Origin of the sequence: Cecembia rubra, from assembly GCF_003014575.1 — a bacterium.
Classification (GTDB): domain Bacteria; phylum Bacteroidota; class Bacteroidia; order Cytophagales; family Cyclobacteriaceae; genus Cecembia_A; species Cecembia_A rubra.
This window is the reverse complement of sequence record NZ_PYGF01000014.1, coordinates 63,792-82,510: the sequence shown is the minus strand read 5'-3', so window position 1 is coordinate 82,510 and position 18,719 is coordinate 63,792. Positions and strand designations below refer to the sequence as shown.

The window sequence follows — 18,719 nt, the reverse complement described above, 5'->3', positions numbered from 1 at the left end:
ACGAAATACTAGCTGAAAAAATTATAAAATCTAATTTTTAGTTTGTAATCTGATTGTTCTTTATGATGTTACCCTTAGTTTCAGTTATTATCCCTGTATTTAATAAAAAGGATTTTGTTGAGGAAGCAGTTAATTCTGTATTAAACCAAACCTATGATAATTTAGAAATACTTTTAATTGATGACGGTTCAACAGATGGTTCAACAGAAATACTTAAAGATTTAGCGTTAAGATACCCATCAAAGGTTAAATTAATCCAACAGACTAATAAAGGTGCTTGTCATGCACGAAACATTGGAATTCAGGTAAGCAAAGGTGAGTACATCCAATTTCTGGATGCTGATGATATTTTGGATTCACAAAAGATTGAATTTCAGTTTGAAGTATTAAAAAGTCAACCAAAAGATGTTTTAGTATTTGGTAGATGGGAATATTTTGATGATGTGATTGGTGACTTGGACTCTGAAAATTTTTCATTTTATAGAGAACATTTAAAACCATTTGAATTATTAATTGAATTATGGACTAAACAACAAATGATTGCTTCATTTGCTTGGTTGACATCAAAGCTAATTATTAATGCGACAGGTCTGTGGGATGAAAATCTTACACTGAATCAAGATGGTGATTTTTTTTCAAGGGTAGTTGCTAACAGTTCAAAAGTAGTTTTTGTAAATGACTCTTTAGGTTATTATCGAAAGCCAAGATATAATAACATTATCACCACAAAGAATTTTGATTCGGCGAAATCACTTTTTAAAACCTTCGAAAATTATCAAAACTTGATATTAAATTTTTGTAGTTCACCAAAAACAAAAAAAGCACTAATTAAAAATTATGAACATTTTATTTATCGAATGAATGCTATTAGCCCGGAATTATGTTGCAGAGCTTTTGAAAAAATAAAATCTTTGAGTGGAAAAAAACGGCCTTATGTTTTTTTTGATTCTAAGCTTTTGTTTTTTGCGCAGTTTATAGGTTTGGAAAAAGCAATTTATTTGAAGTTGAAATTGAGAAAAGCGTTCAAATGATATCAGTAATAATTCCCACTTTTCAAGATAATGAAAGGCTAAATAAATGTCTTCAATCTTTGTCTTCGCAATCTTTAGAAAAATCAAAATTCGAAGTAATTGTTGTAAATAATTATCCTTCTTGTGAGATTAACGTCCAAGTTGATGGATTGAATTTAATTGTTACCTCCGAAGGTCAGCAAGGTTCATATGCGGCTAGAAATAAAGGGATTGAGAAGTCGAAAGGTGAAATTTTAGCATTTACTGATGCAGATTGTTTGCCTGACAAGAACTGGTTATTAAAGGCAAAAGAATTTTTTGATAGAGATTTAAAAAGAGAAATTGGAGTATTAACCGGGCCAATTCCACTTTTTTTCAAAGATCCAAAAAAGTTATCGCCATCAGAAATTTATGAAAAATATACAGCGTTTAAAACAGAACAATATGCTAAAGACGGTTTTGCTATTACAGCAAATTGGTTTTCCCGTACATCCGTGATTCAAGAGTTTGGAGGCTTCAATTCAGAACTAAGATCTAATGGAGATACAGATTTGTCAGGTAAAATTTCTGGAAAATATAAAGTTGTTTTTTCTCCTGAAGTAAAAGTTTACCATCCTGCAAGGTATCAAAGTAAAGAACTCGTAGATAAATATAGAAGGGTAATTGGAGGAACCTATACAAGGAGATTTAAAGAAAACAAAAAAGGATTTAGAAAATATATTTTAGATTTTTTTGTTAGAAGGTATCGATTTGCTTTAAAAAAAATTGTGACACTTTCTCCAAATGAGTCTTTTGCTATTCTAAGTATATGTCATGAAATTAATAAAGGAGCCCTTCAGGAATATTTTCATTTGGTTGGTGGAGGAGAGCCCAAACGTTGAGATTAACTAAATTTTATCTACTTATAATTTTTAAAAATTAAAAATATAAAACCGCTCGTTTCAATTATTATTCCTGTTTTTAACAAAGTAGATTTTGTTAAGCAAACACTTGATTCCGCGTTGAATCAAAGTTATGACCATCTTGAAATTATAGTAATTAATGATGGATCTACGGATGGTTCTCTGTCGATTTTGGAAAACTATGCCAAACAATTTCCTGAAAAAATAAAATTGATCGATACAATCAATAAAGGGGTTTCAGCTGCGACTAACTTAGGCATCAATGTGGCTAAGGGAGAATATATCCAGTTTTTAGATGCAGATGATATCCTTTCACCTGATAAAATAGCAAATCAGGTTTCGCTGCTTCAAGGAGAGTCATCAGCTATTATGGCTTCCTGTGAGTGGGTGATGTTTAAAGATGATTTAGTGGATCAGACTCATGTACCTTATGGTGTTTTTGGTGATTTCTCTTCAGGCTTGAATTGGTTACTGCATGCTTGGAACCATCAGGAAATGATGCAGCCTGCGGCTTGGTTAACCCATCGGGAATTGATCTTGAAAGGGGGGCCATGGAATGAAAGACTTAAGATTAATCAAGACGGAGAGTTTTTTTGTAGAGTTTTAGTGAAATGTCAAGGGATTGTCTTTGAACCTAAAGGCAAGGTGTATTATAGGATGCCAGGGGAATCAAATGTAAGCCAACAGAAATCACAAAAGGCTTTAATGTCCATGATGGAGTCTTACCACTGTTATCAAAAAGCTGTGCTTTCAGTTGAAGATTCAAAACGGGTGAGGATTGCCCTTAAAAAAGTTTATCAAAAATTTCTTTACGATGTTTTTCCCAATTTTTCCATATTATTAAAGGAGGCTGAGAAGTCTATAGAGGAATTGGGAGTTTACGAAAATACTTATATAGGAGGTCCTAAGTTTCAAATTGTTTCAAAAATTATTGGTTTCAAAAATGCTCTTAGATTAAAGCGATTGTTTCAATAAAATTATTAACAATAAATACCTTTTTAGTTGTTTTCAGTAATCATTCCATTATATAACAAGGTAGCTTTTATAGAAAGTGCCATAAATAGTGTCCTTCAGCAAGATTATAAAGATTTTGAGATTATTGTAATCAATGATGGCTCTACAGATGGAGGTGTGGAATTGGTCTCAAAGAAGTTTGGAAATAATATCAAATTGATCAATCAAATTAATTCTGGGGTTTCAGCTGCAAGGAATGCAGGTATTGCAAATTCTAAATTCCCTTGGGTTGCGTTTTTAGATGCAGATGATTATTGGGCTTCAACATACTTAAGCAGTTTGAATAAATTCATAAAAGATAATTCCCAAATCAATATAATTGGTTCTAGTTATGGGTCTAGATTAGAAGATTTGGAATGTCCCTTAGAGATAAATTGTTTTCCTATTGAAAATTATTTCAAAAAAGCGATCAAATACACTTACTTTTTTACGTCAGCAACGGCAATAAGAAGAGATTTTTTTTTTAAAAATTCAGGCTTCGATCCAAAAATAAAATTAGGCGAAGATTTAGATGTTTGGTTCCGTGCAATACTTTATTACGGGAAAGCTTTTTATATTCCCCATCGACTTGTGTTTTACAATCAAAATGATCTTAACGCTGCGACTAAGCAAAAGTACTTACTAAGTGAGACCTTGATTTATAAAATTCATAAAAAAGATTATTTTCCTTGGCAATCCGCTTATTCGAATGAAGATATTAAGGATTTCAAAAAGTTTAAAATAAAATGGACTTATTTTACTTTATACCCTCTATTTAGGTCAAAAGAAAATTTTGATGATTTATCTTTATTTATTAGATCACTTTCTAATAAATATTTTTTGGTTCGATTGTTTTACCTGCTTCCGAAAACTTTTATTAATGCTTTTGTAAAAAGTGGTTTTCTTAGTCACCATTTAAGAAATTACATGAAGTTTTGTTTTCGTTTCATTTACAAATAAAGTGAGAATAATAAGGGTAATTCCAGAACTTGATTTTGGTGGAGTTGAACAAGTCCTAGCTAATTCTCTTCCTGCTTTCAAAACATTACCAAATATTGAAATTTGGGTAATCGTTTTATCAAAAGGAGGAAAATGCGCAAAATTATTACAGATAAAGGGTATAAATGTTACAGTTTTAAATAAAAATCTAAGGATACCTAATATTAGTTTAGTGTTTAAATTACTTGATTTGATTAAACTGATTAATCCAGATGTTGTGCATTGTCAGGCTGCCGAAGCAAATTTCCATGGATTGATTGCAGCAAGATTAGCAGGTGTTCCCGTTAGGATAGGAGAGGAGATAGGGTTCCCCAATCATCATTCTTATTGGAAGTATATTTTTAGGTTAGTTTATAAGAATGCGACCAAAGTCATTGCTATTTCCCAGGCGGTGAAGGATAGAATTGTGGAATTGGGAGAGGTGGAGGAAGAGAAGGTGGAGGTGGTTTATAATCCGGTTGAAATAGGGGATAGAGAAAAGAGATTATCGAACAGTTCATTAGATTTCTCTCTCCGTGCCTCCGTTCGAATTGACAAAGGAAAGCCTTTTTCTTTTGGTGAAGCTGTTTCTGATGGAATTGAAAGTGAGGAAAGAAAGCCTTTTGTGTTTGTGACGACATGTAGATTGGTGCCTGTGAAGAATTTGGATAGGTTGATTACTGCTTTTGCAAGGTTACGCAATGAGTTTTCTGAAAAAACTATAGAATTATGGATTGTGGGAGATGGACCTTTGAGGGAGAGCCTAGAAAATCAGAGTAAGGAATTGGGTATAACAGAAAACGTGAAATTCTGGGGATTTCAAGAGAATGTCTATCCATTTTTGGAAAATTCAGATGTTTTTGTGTTACCTTCTCTGAGTGAAGGATCCTCTGTCTCTTTGGTGGAGGCGATGTCTGTTGGTTTACCTTCTATTGTTACCAAGGTTGGTGGTACTCTGGAGATTATCGGCAATTCTAAATCTGCTTTTTTAATCGATCCTCTTGATGAATACTCTATTTTTAAAGCCTTGTACGATTATATTGATCTTTCTAAGGACCAAAGGACAGTTTTAGGGCAAAGAGCTCAAATTGAATCCACAAGGTTTTCAGTTGAAAATTATTCAAACCGATTATTAAATATTTACTCTAATCCAGGTTCTTAGTTTTTATACTTCTATTAGTTTAATGAAGAAAATTAGAATATTGTATTGTTTGGAAACTATCGCTTCCGGTGGAGTGGAACAAAGGAGACTTTTGAATGTCCGGTGGTTAGATAAGGAAAAGTATGGAGTGAAAATTATATGTACTCATGCATTTGGTTTTGTTTACGAAGAATTGAAAAATGAAGGAGTTGAAATTATTACTGTGGGAGGATTTTCTCATCCATTTCATATTGAAAAATATAGCAAAGTAATTCAAATTATAAAGTCTTTTAGGCCACATATTATTCATGGAGCAGTCTTCGAAGGAATGAGTATGGCGACTGTTGGAGGAGTGTTTGGCAGAGTACCTGTGAAAATAATTGAAGAAACTTCAGATCCTCAAACACGATCGAAAAAAGCTATAATACTTCAAAGGTTGTATTCAATTTTCTCTGATAAAGTCGTGGCAATTTCTCCTTCAGTCCTCAAATTTTTAAGGGAAAATGTTAAATTAAAACCAAAGAAGGTTGTTTTGATCAATAATGGTGTCGCAATACCAGAACCTAATACATCAAAGGAATTATTAAAATTAAGGCAGGATTTAAATCTTGAAAAAGAGGATTTCGTAATTGGAGCTGTTGGAAGAGTGTATGACCATATCAAAAGGTTCTCGGATTTGATTTCTGCATTTTCATTACTAAAACAAAAAAATCTTAAACTGTTATTAGTTGGAACCGGGCCTGATTTGGAAAAATTAAAAAGTCAGATGTCGGATTTAGGGTTAGTAGATCAGTGTATTCCTGTTGGCTACCAGGCGAACCCTCATAAATATTATGCACTGATGGATGCATTTTGTATTCCCTCTGTCCATGAAGGTTTTGGATTAGTAGCGGCTGAAGCAATGCTACACAGACTTCCTGTCATTGCCACTAAGGTAGGAGGACTTCAGGATATTGTGATCGATGGAAAGACAGGATTTTTGGTGCCCCCTTTTTCACCAGATCAAATAGCTGAAAAGTTGAAAATCCTGATTGAAGATCCAGAATTACGGAAATCTATGGGAGAAAAAGGCTATGAAAGGGCCGTGGTGAATTATACAGCTGATCGATACTGCCAAGAGGTTGAAAATTTATACCTACAACTCTTAAAGGAAAAGGGATTAATTTCCTGAAAAACTATCCATATTTTGAGGTTTACAAAAGTTTTATTTTTGAGTTGGGATGGTCCGGAAGTGACTTATCTGGAAAACCTGTTTGCCCCTATTTTTATTAAACTTAAAGAGAGGTATGGATACGAATTTCATATTATCCAGTTTACTTCTGCCAAACAAGAAAAAATCAAGCAAAGAAAAGAAGATTTAGCAACAAAAGGGATTCATTATCTGGGTATTCCTTCTTCCCAAAAATCAGCTTTATGGGGAATGTTGAAAGCCAAATTCCTGGATATTTATCGGGTCAAAAAATATGCAAAAAAGCATGGAATAGAAGTTGTCATGCCCAGAGCAGTCAATGCCTATTTTATTGTAAAGGCCTTGTGTCAAAATCAAAAATTCCGCTTTGTATGGGATGCAGATGGCTTTCCTTTAGAAGAGCGGGTTGATTTTGCTGGCTTATCTAAAAAGACTTGGCGGTACCAGTTTTTTAAAAACATGGAGCATCAGGCATATCATCAAGCAGCTTCCCTGCTCTGCAGAACTCAAAAAGCTAAAGAAATTATTGTTCAAAATGGGGGAGAAGGATTTGATAAGGATAAAGTGTTTGTGGTAAATAATGGTACTTTTGTACCCATTGAAAATCATCCTTCTGTAGTCAAACCAAAACAACTTACCTTAGTATATGCGGGGTCCAAAGGCCCGCAATATCTGTTAGCGGAAATGTTGGAAACCTTTCAAATCATCAAAAAGGCTTTTCCCGATGCCCGATTTAAAATTCTTACTTTTCAAATTGGGCAAGTCCAAAATTATATTCAGCAACATTATCCACAGCTATTTTCAAGTGTGGAGATCAAATCTGTTCCTGCAGGGCAAGTAAAGGAAGAGTTGACAAAGGCACATATTGGGATCTCCTTCCGCAAACCAAGCTTTTCCATGCAGGGAGTAGCCCCAATCAAAGTGGTGGAATACCTCAGTGCAGGATTGCCTTTGATCTATAATCCTGGAATTGGAGATTTGGATGAGCTTTTGGGTACTCAGGAATTTACCTATTCCTTGGACACCATGAAAGCTGTGGATGCTGAAAGTTTGGTTCCATGGATCCAAAAACTTATGGATCAAGATAGGAGAGACCAAGTTATCCAATTTGCCGAAGAACATTTTTCTTTGGAGAGATCAGCAGCCTTGTATCACCAAGCTTTGCAATATGGAGAAGGATAAGGAGAGCGTTTATGTTTTTGATGTTTGCGGTACCCTTTACCATACCAATACTACTTATAGTTTTTTGGAATATTACTTTAGAAAAAAGGATAGGGCCAAGTATTGGCTGATTCAGCTTTTATTGTCTTTGCCGGGAAAGGCCATTATTATTGCATTAACTAAGATTGGCATAAAAGCAGATTTACGAACTTTTTTGATTGGAATGCTAAAGCATGAAAATGCGTACGAACTAGAACGTTATGCTAATCTTTTTGTGTCTGAGGAGTTAAATTCAAAAAGGTTCTTAAAAACACAAAGCATTTTGAAGAAAGCGCAAGAAAAAAATAGGAGGATAGTTTTGGTAAGCGCCTCTCTGGAACCAGTAATTAAAGCCATTGCTAATGAATTGGAGGTGGAAGAATACTTTGCTTCAATATTAGAAAAATCAGAAGAAGGTATTTATTCCGGAAAATTATGCCAAGACCTAAAGGGAAATAAAATAAGACTGATTGAAAAGTATTTTGATATTCAAACTGCTCATTTCTTTGTGTACACCGATAATTTGGATGATATTGCATTGATTGCGCTAGCTGAAAAAGCTTTGGTGATTTCCAAAAAACGGAATATAAAAAAATGGGAAAGCTTATTGGCCACCCATCCACATGCTGAAATTTTACATGTATAAGTTTGTTATTCCCTTTTATTACCTGTCTTATTCCCGTTTAAAAAGTCTTCCAGAGAAATTATCTCTAGTATGGATTTATCCGTTGTTTTTGATGGTTTTTCTTTTTGGTTTTTATCAGCTTGAAATCAATCCCCATTTCTTTTCCTTTTTTTTGGCATTTGTAGCCTGGATAAGTATTTATGAGATTGGGTATTTGGAAAATGATGCCTTGACAATAAAGAAGGAAGCACATCCAAATTTCAGGATTAACCAAGAGGATATTGATTTAATAAATAAGAATTTCCGTAGAATTGCTTGGATCAGGATTTTAATTTTTATGGGATTTACAAGTAGCTTGTATCATTTCAATTTTTGTAGTATTGAACAAATAGTATGGTTTGTTTCAATAGTTATATTTGCGAGGTTTTTTTTCTATCTACATAATGTAATTCGTTCAAGATGGAATATCATTTCTTACTTCTTCTTATGTCTGAGTAAGTATTGGGTATTTCCTATCCTATATTTGGGTTTGGGACATGGGTTTGATCCATATTTGATTGTTTTATGCTGTTTTCCTGTGCTTAGGACCATAGAACATGCGGTAAAACCAAAATATAAAATCAGCTGGTTAAAAAAACTAGTAGGATCTTTGGATGTCTTCAGGGTAAAATATTATTCAATTGTGCTTCTTTTTTCTTTTTTAATTTCTTGTGGGTTTAGTTTTACACCAATCTTGATTTACTCTATTGCTTATTTTTATATTTTTAGATTGGGAGTTTGGATGTTGATCGGGAGTGGGAAATATTCTAGAGAAAGCATAACCTAAAAATATATGGCGGATATTTTTTTTGGAGTTATTCTTTACTTGATCAATCTGATATTGATTAGTGAGTTTGTCCGGCAGAGGACCAATTCAAAAGGATTAAATTTTTCCTTTTTATTGGTCCACTACCACTTATTAATAGGATTTTATTATGGGTGGTTTGCTAAAGGAACTGATACCAGTTTTTACTGGAATTTAGGGGATAAATTTCGCCACTTCAATTTTGAATCTTGGTGGGATGCCTATGGTACCCATAATTATTTTGTGTTTTTTATTAATTATCCTTTCTCCAGAACGTTGGGCTTGGATTTTTGGACCGGTACTTTTTTATATGCTAGTGTTTCGGCTTGGGCCTTTATTTTATTGTTTTTGGCGGGACAGGATTTGTTAAAAACCAATAAAGTGAGCCTTCAAGGTTTTAATATTTGGCCTTATATCCTTTTGTTGCCCAGCCTTCACTTTTGGTCTTCGGGAATTGGGAAAGACTCTTTGGTTTTTCTATTTATGGCTATGTTTTTTTATGGGATAAGGGATTTAAGAAAATATGTGTTTTTGGTATTTCTGAGTGCGGTATTGCTCTATCATGTACGCCCACATATGGCTTTTATCGTTTTATTGTCCAGCTCTGTCATGTTGATTATAGACAGTAAGCTCCATTTGTCTTATAAACTCGTTTTTTTTGCAATCGCCATGGTGGGTTTTGTTTTAATCTATGATGAAGTTTTAAAGTTTTTAAAGATTGATGAATTGAATGCGGAAAACATTGAAAGTGTATTCAATACTTCCAGTGGGAATTTGAGTTATGGAAAATCTTTTGTGGATATGTCAGGTTATCCTTATCCCTTAAAAGTTTTTACGTTTCTTTACAGGCCCTTATTCTTTGATGCCCATAATTTTACCAGTTTTCTCAATTCAATAGAGAATCTGATTTACTTGTTGTTGACGATTATAATTTTTACAAAAGTCAATCCTATAAAGGGTTATCAGAAAGCTCCTAATGCCATCAAAATCATGTTTTTGACTTTCTTATTGTCTTCCATTGCCTTTGCCGGAGCCATGAGTAATTTCGGGATCATAGTAAGGATGAAGAATATGACTTTTGTGTATTTCCTGATTTTCTTGATCTATATCTATCAGGTGCATTTGTTGGAGAGAAGGCAATATATAATAAGAAAGATTACTGAGGCGCAGAAGAGAAAGGTGACGATGGGAAGGAAGGCCGGTTGAATTTTGAATGTAAACTGAGGAATTTTAAATTTTTTATCTCTGGCCGTCATGCTGAACGAAGTGAAGCAACTCCTTTAATTATGGAGAGTGAGTAGTAATTCCATTATATCGAGGATAGGGATTGCAAATTGCGACCATCACAATGGCAACCCGGGGTTTCAACTCCGGGTTTTTTTATGCCCAGCCCATTTCTTGATTTGGGAGCTTTTATTGAATTATGTCCCAATTTTATGCAACAGATCCTGTGAATACCGTTCTGATCTGTCTGCCATTCTCTGAATATCCTTGGCATAAATAACACATCGCTTTAGGTCCATAATCTGTCTTAAAAAAATGCTTATAAAATGCGTCTATTTGCTTGTGATTTTGGGGACAATAGGCCTCCTGCCGATGAAAAACACCTGAAATCAAATTGCTGGGTGATTGTTTTTTTTTTTCAGTAATTCAGGTACCTGTAGGTGTCTGTAACTGACCACGCTACTGCGCCGGAAACCTGGTATTTGATCTTCTTGATGATACTTAGAAGAATTTGGTTTTCGGGAAGGTAATTTTCGAAATACTGTTTGTCCAATTTTAAAAAGGCCTCCAATGTCCTGTCGTGGATGTATAGTACGTGTTTTTTGGCTTCGTTTTCATTCCAGCCAAAATGATACATATGCAGATAAACCCAATTGTGTGGATCCTTCAGTTTCATTTCTTTTTCGAAAGACAAGAGATCATTGGAAATAAAAATAAGGCGTGAGGCCAGGTTCAGGTATTCCTGTAAACTTGGCCATAATTTGTAAATGTGGGGCTGTGTGTCTTCCATTGTAAAGGGAATCAATTGTAGCGCCAGATTGCCACCTGAAAATAAGGGTCTTTGCTGTAAATAATGTTCCATGGATGGTACGGCATTCTTATCCATATTGGAGGCCTCCCAGATGCATGATTTGAAATAAGTACTCCAGGCTACCTTGATATGGTTAAGGCTTTGATCTGAAGCATGGATTTTGAGATTGTTCCATAAATATTTTATGGATTTTTTGAAGGGGTCTTGAAGATCCAATTCATCTTTGGTTGGCAAGTTCAAAGTTATGATCAGCAGATAGTTGAGGGCTGCCATCCAAAACTCCGCTTTTTTTCCCGGAGGGAGTTTGTCAGTATAATCATCGAGCATAAAGAAAAGCACGAATAGCTTCGATATCCAGTTGACCGCTTCAAAACTTGCTTCAGGGAAAAGCCTGCATGCAAGGGCATGTAATTGCATTTTTTGGAATTTGGCCTTATCCCTGTTAGTGGTGAGTAATTTCATTTGCCCCAACCAATCCCAATTAAGGTTAGAAATAAATTCATGTTCAGGATGGATTTCGGAAGAGAATGGGTAATTGAAGATTTCACGGTTTCTTGTTTTTATCGGAATACTTTCTTTGTTCTGATAAATTTTTTTATTGAACCGGTCAATTGTTCTTGCGTTTACCCCTAGCAATTCCGCCAAATGTTTTCTGGAAAGAGCACTGAGGCTTTCCCCCATAATTTCCGAAAGCAAAGGGATGGCGGACTTATAGTGCATCTGGGAGATTTTCATCCATAATTCATTGTCTTTCTTGGATTGTTGCCTGAGAATCTGCGAAAGTGTGGATAATTCGGGGATTTCAGCAAGAATTTTATGTTCCTGTTCTTTTGAAACAGCAAGGGTTTTGGTGTCTCTCAAAGCAATTAATTTATAGCGGCTTAATTGGTTTTGGTAAAAGGCTTCAGCATCAAAGCCGATTTGTCCTTTGAAAAAGGGCCTGATTATTTTTTGGTCATCGAAAAGTGCCATACAGCCCTCAATTATGAAATGGGCTTCATTTTCAGCCAGCAACTCTTCTCTTATGAGTTCATTTTTCTTGAATGTATGGAAGGTTGCCAGTGGTAGCAATTTCTGATAATGCTCAATGGGAAGTAGAATTTTTTTATCAAGAATGTCCTTCAGCTCAATCAGCGTTTCATTACTTTTTTTCATGTCCTTTCACATTTAGATATACAGTAATTGGTTAAAAGTATACCCTTGGAAACAAAAAAATTCCCATGGTTTTCTTTTAGAAAGTCACTAAATGCGTAAGTTCAATAAGGTGGAACAGAAACTAATCGATTAAATCTATAAAACTAAAAATAAATAAGTCAATAAGTATTGGTGAAAAAATCAAGAAAATGGTAAAAAAAGCGACAGATTTTGTCTAGAAATAGTTAAAAAATGGAAGGACAGTTATTTTTTTTGCTAATAATCCGGTTTAGTGATTCTCTGCTCATGCCAAGAAACTTTGCCAGATGCTCATATTTTGTCTGAATGAAAATTTGGGGAAGGTTGTTTTCCATATAGTCCACTTTTTCCTGATTTTTTAAGGAAGTCAGATTTGCCATCTGTTCGATTCTTTCATGATCTACTTGATGTAGATGGCTGATGAATTTTCCCCACTGATTGGGAAAGTTGTTCATATTGGATTGGAGTGCATGAAAGGGAATGGCCAGGATCTCCAAAGGACTGAGTGCTTCCCATTTGAGTAACTGAAACCTGTGCTCTGTATCTATTTGAAAATCATAAAAGAAACTGTTCGGGCCTATCAACCTTACCCAAGATTGAAATTGATTAGATTGGGAATAGGCAATTGCCTGTCCTTTATTGATGAAATAGATCATTTCTTTATTTCCGGGCATTTTAATTGACTCCTCTTTTTTGAAATTAACCGGCAAAGCATATTCCATCATGAATCTGCATAAAGGATCCATGGGGAGCTTATGATGGAGCATATATAATCTGAGCTGAAGCCTTCTTTTATACAATACCATGGTAAAACGATTTTCCCCTGAATATAATTAGGATGTGGCTTGAAGGGAGGTCCCATTTGGGACTTTTTGAAATTTGGCTTTAAAAAAGCGACAGATCCTGTTTTTTAAGCAGTGTTTTTAATAAAACTGAGGCAAAAATCACAAAATCTCTTTATGTGACTTTTGTCACACAGGCTTTTTGACTTGGATTTTCAGGTCTCTAATTTAGTGTTACTTAAAGACTGTAAAACATGTGGCATTCCATCACTAAACTAAAAATTAAACCGAATGCTGCTACTTGGCAGCTTGAAGTGATATGTCTGATGCTATCAGCACTGTTTGCCTATACAGGGCTCAGCAAATGGTTGGACTGGCATGGGACCAAGGCCGCATTATACAATCAGGTATTTCCTATATGGATGGCAGATGTGATTTTATATGGGCTTCCTCCTTTGGAGGTTATGGTGTCTATGATGCTTTTGGTGTCCAGGTGGAGGTATTTAGGGTTATGGTTGTCAGTGATATTGATGACTTTATTTACCGGTTACATTGGTATGGTACTTACGGGTGTATTTGGAAGGGTTCCCTGTAGCTGTGGAGGGGTGTTGAACAGTTTGGGCTGGTGGGAGCATCTGGGGTTTAATTTGGTGGTTTTAGTGATGGGGGTTTGGGGAGTATGGTTGAAGAAGCGAGAGACGAGAAGCGAGACATGAGACATGAGACGCAAGACATAAGACACAAGACGCAAGACATAAGACTTAAGATAGAAAAAATCTTCCGGATCATTTACCAGGTAGGGGATAGGGGAGTGAGGGGACCGGCCGTTCCTCTCCAAAGATCAATAGGTCAGGATCAAAACGACCGGAATTACTTTAACTATATTAAACAATCAAAATTATGAAAAATCAGATCAAAAACCTGCTACGCGCAGGGGTATTTGTATTGGCAGCGGTATTTGCGTTTGCTTTTACTAAGCCTTTAGATTCCACTCCATTGTATCAGGAAATCAATGGGGTAGTTGAAGATGTGTCAGGTTTGAATTATCGTTGTGATAATCCCCAAAATGAAATCTGTACATATCAGGATCCGGAACTTACTATTCCTGCCCAAATGGGAAGGTTTAGCCTGATCCCTTAACATGTAATTGAGGCTGCCAGCATAGTCGGCAGCCTCTTTGTAAAATTAGTTTGGTTTACTTTTTTTGTCGGTACATTTTTTTTATTAATTGGATTGAGAGTACTCATTCTGCCTTAAAATGATTCCAGTTCAATTTCTCTCGGCGGGATAACGGAGACGTAACGGCTATCATTGGGTGGAATGGAAATTGTGGTTTCTCTATATTTCCTGACAAATGTTACTTCAAATCTTTCTTCTAGGTTAAGCCTCTTTAGATCAGACCACCTGAGCCCCCTTCCGAAGAGTTCTCTTTTTCTTTCGTCAAGTATTTCTGACAGCAGCCCCTCATCTGAAAGACTTGATAAATCAGGGACCAATCCATTGCGCATCCTTTTTCCTGCCAAAAGAGCGAAAAGATTCCTCGCTTTAGCCAGGTTTCCGTTTCTTACAGCTGACTCAGCAGCAATCAGGTACATTTCTGCTGTGGTAATTCCTGAAAAATATTCAATGGATCCGGAGTAATGGCCGATAAAGTTTTTCCATCCACCAGGCCTGCGGATGAAATAAAGGGGCAGTCTGAGATCATCTTCATTATATAAAGACAGAAACTCATCACTCACCTTAAATAGCTGGCTGAAAGTAAAACCCGAAAATGCAAACTGGGAGTAAAAGATGGTTTCTTTATTGAATCTCGCAAACGGATTTATTCCAGAGACAGTAATTTCATTGAAGTCTTTCAGGTCACTTTTTTCAGCCAATACCAACTCTGCATATTCTCCTGCTTTGTCGTAAATACCCATTGATAGGTAAATTCTTGCCAAAAGTGCCCTCGCAGAAATCAAATTTGGTCTTGTGGGCAGTTCACTTGATTGGGGAAGCAATTCCAAGGCTTTTTCCAAATCCGTTATAATAAAATCATAGGCCTCAGCTGTAGTGGAAAGTCCAAATGATGTATTAGGATCTGCTGTATCCCTCAGAGGAAAGCATAGGGAATTATTGTTACCATTGGGCCTGAATGCAGGGGCAAAAACCTGAGCTAGTGTAAAATTGGCAAGTGCCCTGAAGAAATATGCTGATCCCATCAATTGGGCTTTTCTTTCTGTCTCTCTACTCGTAGATGGTTGAATCCTTCCGGCTTTTTCCAAAACTATATTTGTAATCAGGATCTGATTGAATGGACGGGTCCAGTCCATGACAAGATCATCCTGTGAGTATGGATTTGGCTCCCAGAGGTACACATTCCTTAACATTTCAAGTTCTGCATCTACAAGTGATTCATCTGCTACAAATTCATCAGATCTGAGCAGTGGAAACTGACCATGTTCGTTCATTGCCTGGTCTGTATTGTCAAGCAAAGCCTGCAGATCATCCAGGCTTGTAGGGACTACCAGTGATACATTTGGCTTTTCATCCAAAAAGCCATCACATGCTCCCAAACCTATCAAGAGCAAGAGTAAAAGTCTGTTTTTGAATATTCTGTTCATCATTTTCAAAATTTTTATAGGTAATTACAAATCAATGCGGAGTCCAAACGCAATACTTCTCTGTGGCCGCATGAGTGGGAAGTCCGGGTCAACCGGTTGGTCGGTTGCCTTCCAGAGAAGGGCGATATTGTTGAAGTATGAATACACCTCAATTCCTGAAGGTAATTTTGAAGACTGTTTTTTCAGATTTAGTCTATATCCTAGCCTGATGTCCTGCAACCGGATATTATCACCCCTTTCTACAAGATCTTCTGAAAACTGGAAGAACCGGTCTCTGTTTAAATTTGGCACAGTCGGGAATGCTGGAATCACTGTAGAGAGTTCATCCCCTGGGTTTTGCCATCTCAAACCGTAATCACTATGAGAAATCCTTCCTGCAAGAAGTTCTCCATAGTTCACAGATTCCCTTCGGAAATAATAGCCAAGCCTGTAAGAGATATTGACCGAGAGGCTGAAAGAGCGGTAACTGAAATCATTTCTCCATGCACCAAAGTGTACTGGTCTTGAGGGACCATGGTATATCAGATCATCAATTCCTGTTGTTCCCAAAATGCTTGGGTAGTTGGTGCTCGGCTCACCGTTAAGGTAACCTCTCGGCATTCCTGTATCAGGGTCCAACCCAGCTGATTTATAACTGTATATAGCAATAAGTGGCCTTCCCTGAACAGGGGCAGGAAGTCCCGTTCCTCCTCCAAAAGTCAGGACCTGTATCGGTACTGCCTGTGTTTCATATCCCGTCACCTTTTCGTAAACATGGCTGGCCAGAAGATTGGAAGTCCAACCAAAACCGGTAGTTCTTAAGATTTCAGTTCTCAATATCAGGTCAGCACCCATCGTTCTGGTATCAGCAAAATTACCCCGGAAATTGACCACCCCAGTAGAAGTGGGCATGGGTACAGTCCCTATTAGGTCTTCCCCTGTTTTTCTGTAAAATTCCAGGCTTCCAGAAAATCTGTCACGGACCAGTGAAAAGTCCAATCCAAAATTGAGGATACCGATTTTTTCCCAGCGGAGATTGGGATTCGGAGGGTTGGTAATCCTTGCAAAGGGTAGGCCTGTCATTCTGTTGATGGAACCGGCCATATAAGTGGCTGTGGTAAATGAAGACAGGGTTCTGTCCACATTACCATTGAATCCGAATGTAGTTCTAAGCTTCAGATAATCTATCCAGGATGCTCTGAGAAAAGTTTCCTCAGACATGATCCAGCTTCCTCCAACAGACCATAATGGAACGGATCGCTGGTTGGTATTAACTCCGAAAAGATTGGAGGCATCCCTTCTGGCGGATGCTGTCAGCCCATATTTTTTTCGGAAATGATAGGCCGCGTTGGCATAATAGGATATATACCTTTCCACCATACCGGAAATGGATTCTCCGGGAGGGATTCTTTGTATCATGTTAGGATTATGAAAAGTCCTGAACAGGGTGGCATTGTCAACAAACTGGGAGGTTCCGTTTTCCCTTCTGTATCCATAGATGCGGCTGTTCCTTCCTTCACTTTTGAGGTCTTTGGCTTCAAATCCACCAAGGAAATTCAGTTCATGGTCCTTTATTTCCTTATGGTATCTGATCTGGCTTCTGAAGTTGTGGCTTTGGGATTCTGTGATTCCCCAATCAAGAATACTTCCCACAGGCACTGGGTATGTGAGGTTGCCTCCGGGACCCATTTGGGTAAATCTGTTGATCAGGTCTCTAGTGAAAAATGAAATTTGGGGACTGTAGTTTTCCATAGCACCGTTCCCTTTCCAGAACTGGTGGAGTACTTCAATTTGCAGCCCTTTTGTGAGGTCATAGTGCAGCCCTGCATTCAGCCTAAGATCATTGAATCCATTTCTGTGGTCCAACATTCCTATTTCATCTACGGGCCGGTACCGCCAGTCTAACATGCCTGGAACATTGTTTTCAACAGTTTCAAGAAAGCGGGTACTGTAAGTCCTTGTAATGGGCAGTGCTTCGCCTGATGGGGAAACCAGTCTGTCGTAGATAGAATAGTCCAGCACATTGGGCAGTTCGGTCCCGACATTCCGGACAGTCTGGGAATAATACATACCGGTACTTAGCCTCATTTTTCCGCTGAGAAGGGTCCATGTGTTCTTTGAATTCAGTGTAAGGCGGGAATTGTCATTTCCTGTTACTTCTTCAGTATTATGGTCATAGCCTGCTGAGAAAATATAGTTGACCAGGTCTGTGGAGCCGTTGATATCAAAGGAAAACTGCTTGTTGACCTGGTTTCTGTAAAAGTATTTGGTGAGGTCGTTTCTGATATCATGTGTACTAAAGTCTGATAGAAGCCGATTTTTCTCCTCCTCGGAAATCCTTCCCTCTCTTTGGGCGATCATGGCTTCAACCCCATAGGACAATGCAGTACGGTTCGGTGAGTTTTCAGCGCTGTTGAAGCTACCTCTCCTGAATAGAAGATCCTCTACCTCAATCATCTGGGACGCTGACATCCTGGGCCTGTAAAAGAGGTCAGGAACCTCGATGATATTGGTGTTCATATTGACACTGGCCCTCATACCGGTAACTTTGCTGCCTGATTTGGTAGTGATCACGATAACACCGTTTCCTGCCCTTGCTCCCCAGATGGAGGCAGCTGCCGCATCCCTGAGTACCGTGATGCTTTCCACGTCGTTTGGATTGATGTTTTCTATAGGTCCGTCATAAGGGAAGTTGTCAATGACAATCAGTGGCCTGGTGTTGGCAAAGATGGTACTCCTTCCCCTTATACTGATGGGATCGCTAAGGCTTCCGGCCCTGTTGAAAATCAGTCCCGAAGTTACATCTTCCAGCCTATCTAAGATGCCTGTGCTTACCCTTCTGTTCACAAGTTCTCTATCCAAAGCCACAAAGGAACCTGTAGCCCTTTCTTTGCTGAGTTCCTGAAATCCTGTGCTGTAGACCTCCACCTCAACCAGGTCCATATCCTCTCGTGCCAAATTGATCTCAAGCATTTTGGAAAGGTCATTTGGAATCCTGACCTGTTGCCTGGCATAGCCGATGTAGGATAATTCCAGGAATTCATAACTGTCCTCTATAGCTAAGGAAAACCGTCCTTTTTCATCGGAGATGGTTGCTCTGGTTTCATTTTTAACTTTTATTATTACTCCAGGGATTGGGTTCCCATCATTGGCATCTTTGACCGTTCCGGTCACTGATCTGTTTGTTTGGGCTAAAAGAATGCTGCAGCCCAGAAAGCTCAAAAACAAGCTTAATAGTAGAATCTGTTTCATTGATATTTGGGTT

16 protein-coding genes are annotated in these 18,719 nt (G+C 37.3%); 12 read left to right on the top strand and 4 right to left on the bottom strand.

Annotated elements, in window-relative coordinates; genetic code table 11:
* Positions 1-62 precede the first annotated feature (62 nt).
* From CLV48_RS18345 to CLV48_RS18305, 10 genes are read left to right on the top strand one after another with little or no spacing between them, the layout of a single operon-like run.
* Complete coding sequence (locus CLV48_RS18345; RefSeq protein ID WP_106568755.1) at positions 63-1,031, top strand: glycosyltransferase family 2 protein; 969 nt, start codon at positions 63-65, stop codon at positions 1,029-1,031.
* Complete coding sequence (locus CLV48_RS18340; RefSeq protein ID WP_106568754.1) at positions 1,028-1,891, top strand: glycosyltransferase family 2 protein; 864 nt, start codon at positions 1,028-1,030, stop codon at positions 1,889-1,891. Before CLV48_RS18345 ends, CLV48_RS18340 begins: the two co-directional genes overlap by 4 nt.
* A 36-nt stretch (positions 1,892-1,927) precedes the next feature.
* Positions 1,928-2,887 (top strand): glycosyltransferase family 2 protein, encoded by a 960-nt coding sequence (locus CLV48_RS18335; RefSeq protein ID WP_342748308.1) that lies wholly within the window; start codon positions 1,928-1,930, stop codon positions 2,885-2,887.
* Positions 2,888-2,914: 27 nt separating this feature from the next.
* Entirely contained in the window at positions 2,915-3,865 is a 951-nt protein-coding gene (locus CLV48_RS18330; protein WP_106568752.1) for a glycosyltransferase family 2 protein, read from the top strand.
* A gap of 1 nt (position 3,866) precedes the next feature.
* On the top strand, positions 3,867-5,045 hold the full coding sequence (locus CLV48_RS18325) for a glycosyltransferase (RefSeq protein WP_106568751.1): 1,179 nt from the start codon (positions 3,867-3,869) through the stop codon (positions 5,043-5,045).
* A gap of 22 nt (positions 5,046-5,067) precedes the next feature.
* Positions 5,068-6,195: a glycosyltransferase gene (locus CLV48_RS18320; protein ID WP_106568750.1), complete on the top strand. Its 1,128-nt coding sequence runs from the start codon at positions 5,068-5,070 to the stop codon at positions 6,193-6,195.
* A 15-nt stretch (positions 6,196-6,210) separates the two neighbouring features.
* Positions 6,211-7,395 (top strand): glycosyltransferase family protein, encoded by a 1,185-nt coding sequence (locus CLV48_RS20610; protein ID WP_170069054.1) that lies wholly within the window; start codon positions 6,211-6,213, stop codon positions 7,393-7,395.
* Positions 7,382-8,059 (top strand): HAD-IB family phosphatase, encoded by a 678-nt coding sequence (locus CLV48_RS18315; protein WP_170069053.1) that lies wholly within the window; start codon positions 7,382-7,384, stop codon positions 8,057-8,059. The genes CLV48_RS20610 and CLV48_RS18315 overlap by 14 nt, the downstream gene beginning before the upstream one ends.
* Entirely contained in the window at positions 8,052-8,864 is an 813-nt protein-coding gene (locus CLV48_RS18310) for a wbuO protein (protein WP_211299973.1), read from the top strand. The genes CLV48_RS18315 and CLV48_RS18310 overlap by 8 nt, the downstream gene beginning before the upstream one ends.
* A gap of 6 nt (positions 8,865-8,870) precedes the next feature.
* Positions 8,871-10,088: a hypothetical protein gene (locus tag CLV48_RS18305; RefSeq protein ID WP_106568747.1), complete on the top strand. Its 1,218-nt coding sequence runs from the start codon at positions 8,871-8,873 to the stop codon at positions 10,086-10,088.
* A gap of 436 nt (positions 10,089-10,524) precedes the next feature.
* Here CLV48_RS18305 and CLV48_RS18300 read toward each other — a convergent pair whose 3' ends face one another.
* Both CLV48_RS18300 and CLV48_RS18295 read right to left on the bottom strand, forming a co-directional pair.
* Positions 10,525-12,072: a terpene synthase family protein gene (locus CLV48_RS18300; protein ID WP_106568746.1), complete on the bottom strand. Its 1,548-nt coding sequence runs from the start codon at positions 12,070-12,072 to the stop codon at positions 10,525-10,527.
* Between the two features lie 224 nt (positions 12,073-12,296).
* Positions 12,297-12,896 (bottom strand): Crp/Fnr family transcriptional regulator, encoded by a 600-nt coding sequence (locus tag CLV48_RS18295; RefSeq protein WP_106568745.1) that lies wholly within the window; start codon positions 12,894-12,896, stop codon positions 12,297-12,299.
* A 230-nt stretch (positions 12,897-13,126) separates the two neighbouring features.
* On the opposite strand from CLV48_RS18295, the gene CLV48_RS18290 reads away from it, so the two are divergent.
* The gene (locus CLV48_RS18290) at positions 13,127-13,588 is read left to right on the top strand and encodes a MauE/DoxX family redox-associated membrane protein (RefSeq protein ID WP_106568744.1); all 462 of its coding nucleotides are present in this window, start codon (positions 13,127-13,129) and stop codon (positions 13,586-13,588) included.
* A 184-nt stretch (positions 13,589-13,772) separates the two neighbouring features.
* Entirely contained in the window at positions 13,773-14,012 is a 240-nt protein-coding gene (locus tag CLV48_RS18280; protein ID WP_106568742.1) for a DUF6520 family protein, read from the top strand.
* A gap of 113 nt (positions 14,013-14,125) precedes the next feature.
* Here the strand turns inward: CLV48_RS18280 and CLV48_RS18275 are convergent, their stop codons facing one another.
* Positions 14,126-15,478 (bottom strand): RagB/SusD family nutrient uptake outer membrane protein, encoded by a 1,353-nt coding sequence (locus tag CLV48_RS18275; RefSeq protein WP_106568741.1) that lies wholly within the window; start codon positions 15,476-15,478, stop codon positions 14,126-14,128.
* A gap of 21 nt (positions 15,479-15,499) precedes the next feature.
* Entirely contained in the window at positions 15,500-18,706 is a 3,207-nt protein-coding gene (locus tag CLV48_RS18270) for a SusC/RagA family TonB-linked outer membrane protein (protein WP_106568740.1), read from the bottom strand.
* Positions 18,707-18,719: the final 13 nt, after the last annotated feature.

Coding starts and splice junctions, on each gene's coding strand:
- CLV48_RS18345 (WP_106568755.1), top strand. CDS start 63: ATGATGTTACCCTTAGTTTCAGTTATTATCCCTGTATTTAATAAAAAG.
- CLV48_RS18340 (WP_106568754.1), top strand. CDS start 1,028: ATGATATCAGTAATAATTCCCACTTTTCAAGATAATGAAAGGCTAAAT.
- CLV48_RS18320 (WP_106568750.1), top strand. CDS start 5,068: ATGAAGAAAATTAGAATATTGTATTGTTTGGAAACTATCGCTTCCGGT.
- CLV48_RS18315 (WP_170069053.1), top strand. CDS start 7,382: ATGGAGAAGGATAAGGAGAGCGTTTATGTTTTTGATGTTTGCGGTACC.
- CLV48_RS18310 (WP_211299973.1), top strand. CDS start 8,052: ATGTATAAGTTTGTTATTCCCTTTTATTACCTGTCTTATTCCCGTTTA.
- CLV48_RS18305 (WP_106568747.1), top strand. CDS start 8,871: ATGGCGGATATTTTTTTTGGAGTTATTCTTTACTTGATCAATCTGATA.
- CLV48_RS18300 (WP_106568746.1), bottom strand. CDS start 12,072: ATGAAAAAAAGTAATGAAACGCTGATTGAGCTGAAGGACATTCTTGAT.
- CLV48_RS18295 (WP_106568745.1), bottom strand. CDS start 12,896: ATGGTATTGTATAAAAGAAGGCTTCAGCTCAGATTATATATGCTCCAT.
- CLV48_RS18290 (WP_106568744.1), top strand. CDS start 13,127: ATGTGGCATTCCATCACTAAACTAAAAATTAAACCGAATGCTGCTACT.
- CLV48_RS18280 (WP_106568742.1), top strand. CDS start 13,773: ATGAAAAATCAGATCAAAAACCTGCTACGCGCAGGGGTATTTGTATTG.
- CLV48_RS18275 (WP_106568741.1), bottom strand. CDS start 15,478: ATGATGAACAGAATATTCAAAAACAGACTTTTACTCTTGCTCTTGATA.
- CLV48_RS18270 (WP_106568740.1), bottom strand. CDS start 18,706: ATGAAACAGATTCTACTATTAAGCTTGTTTTTGAGCTTTCTGGGCTGC.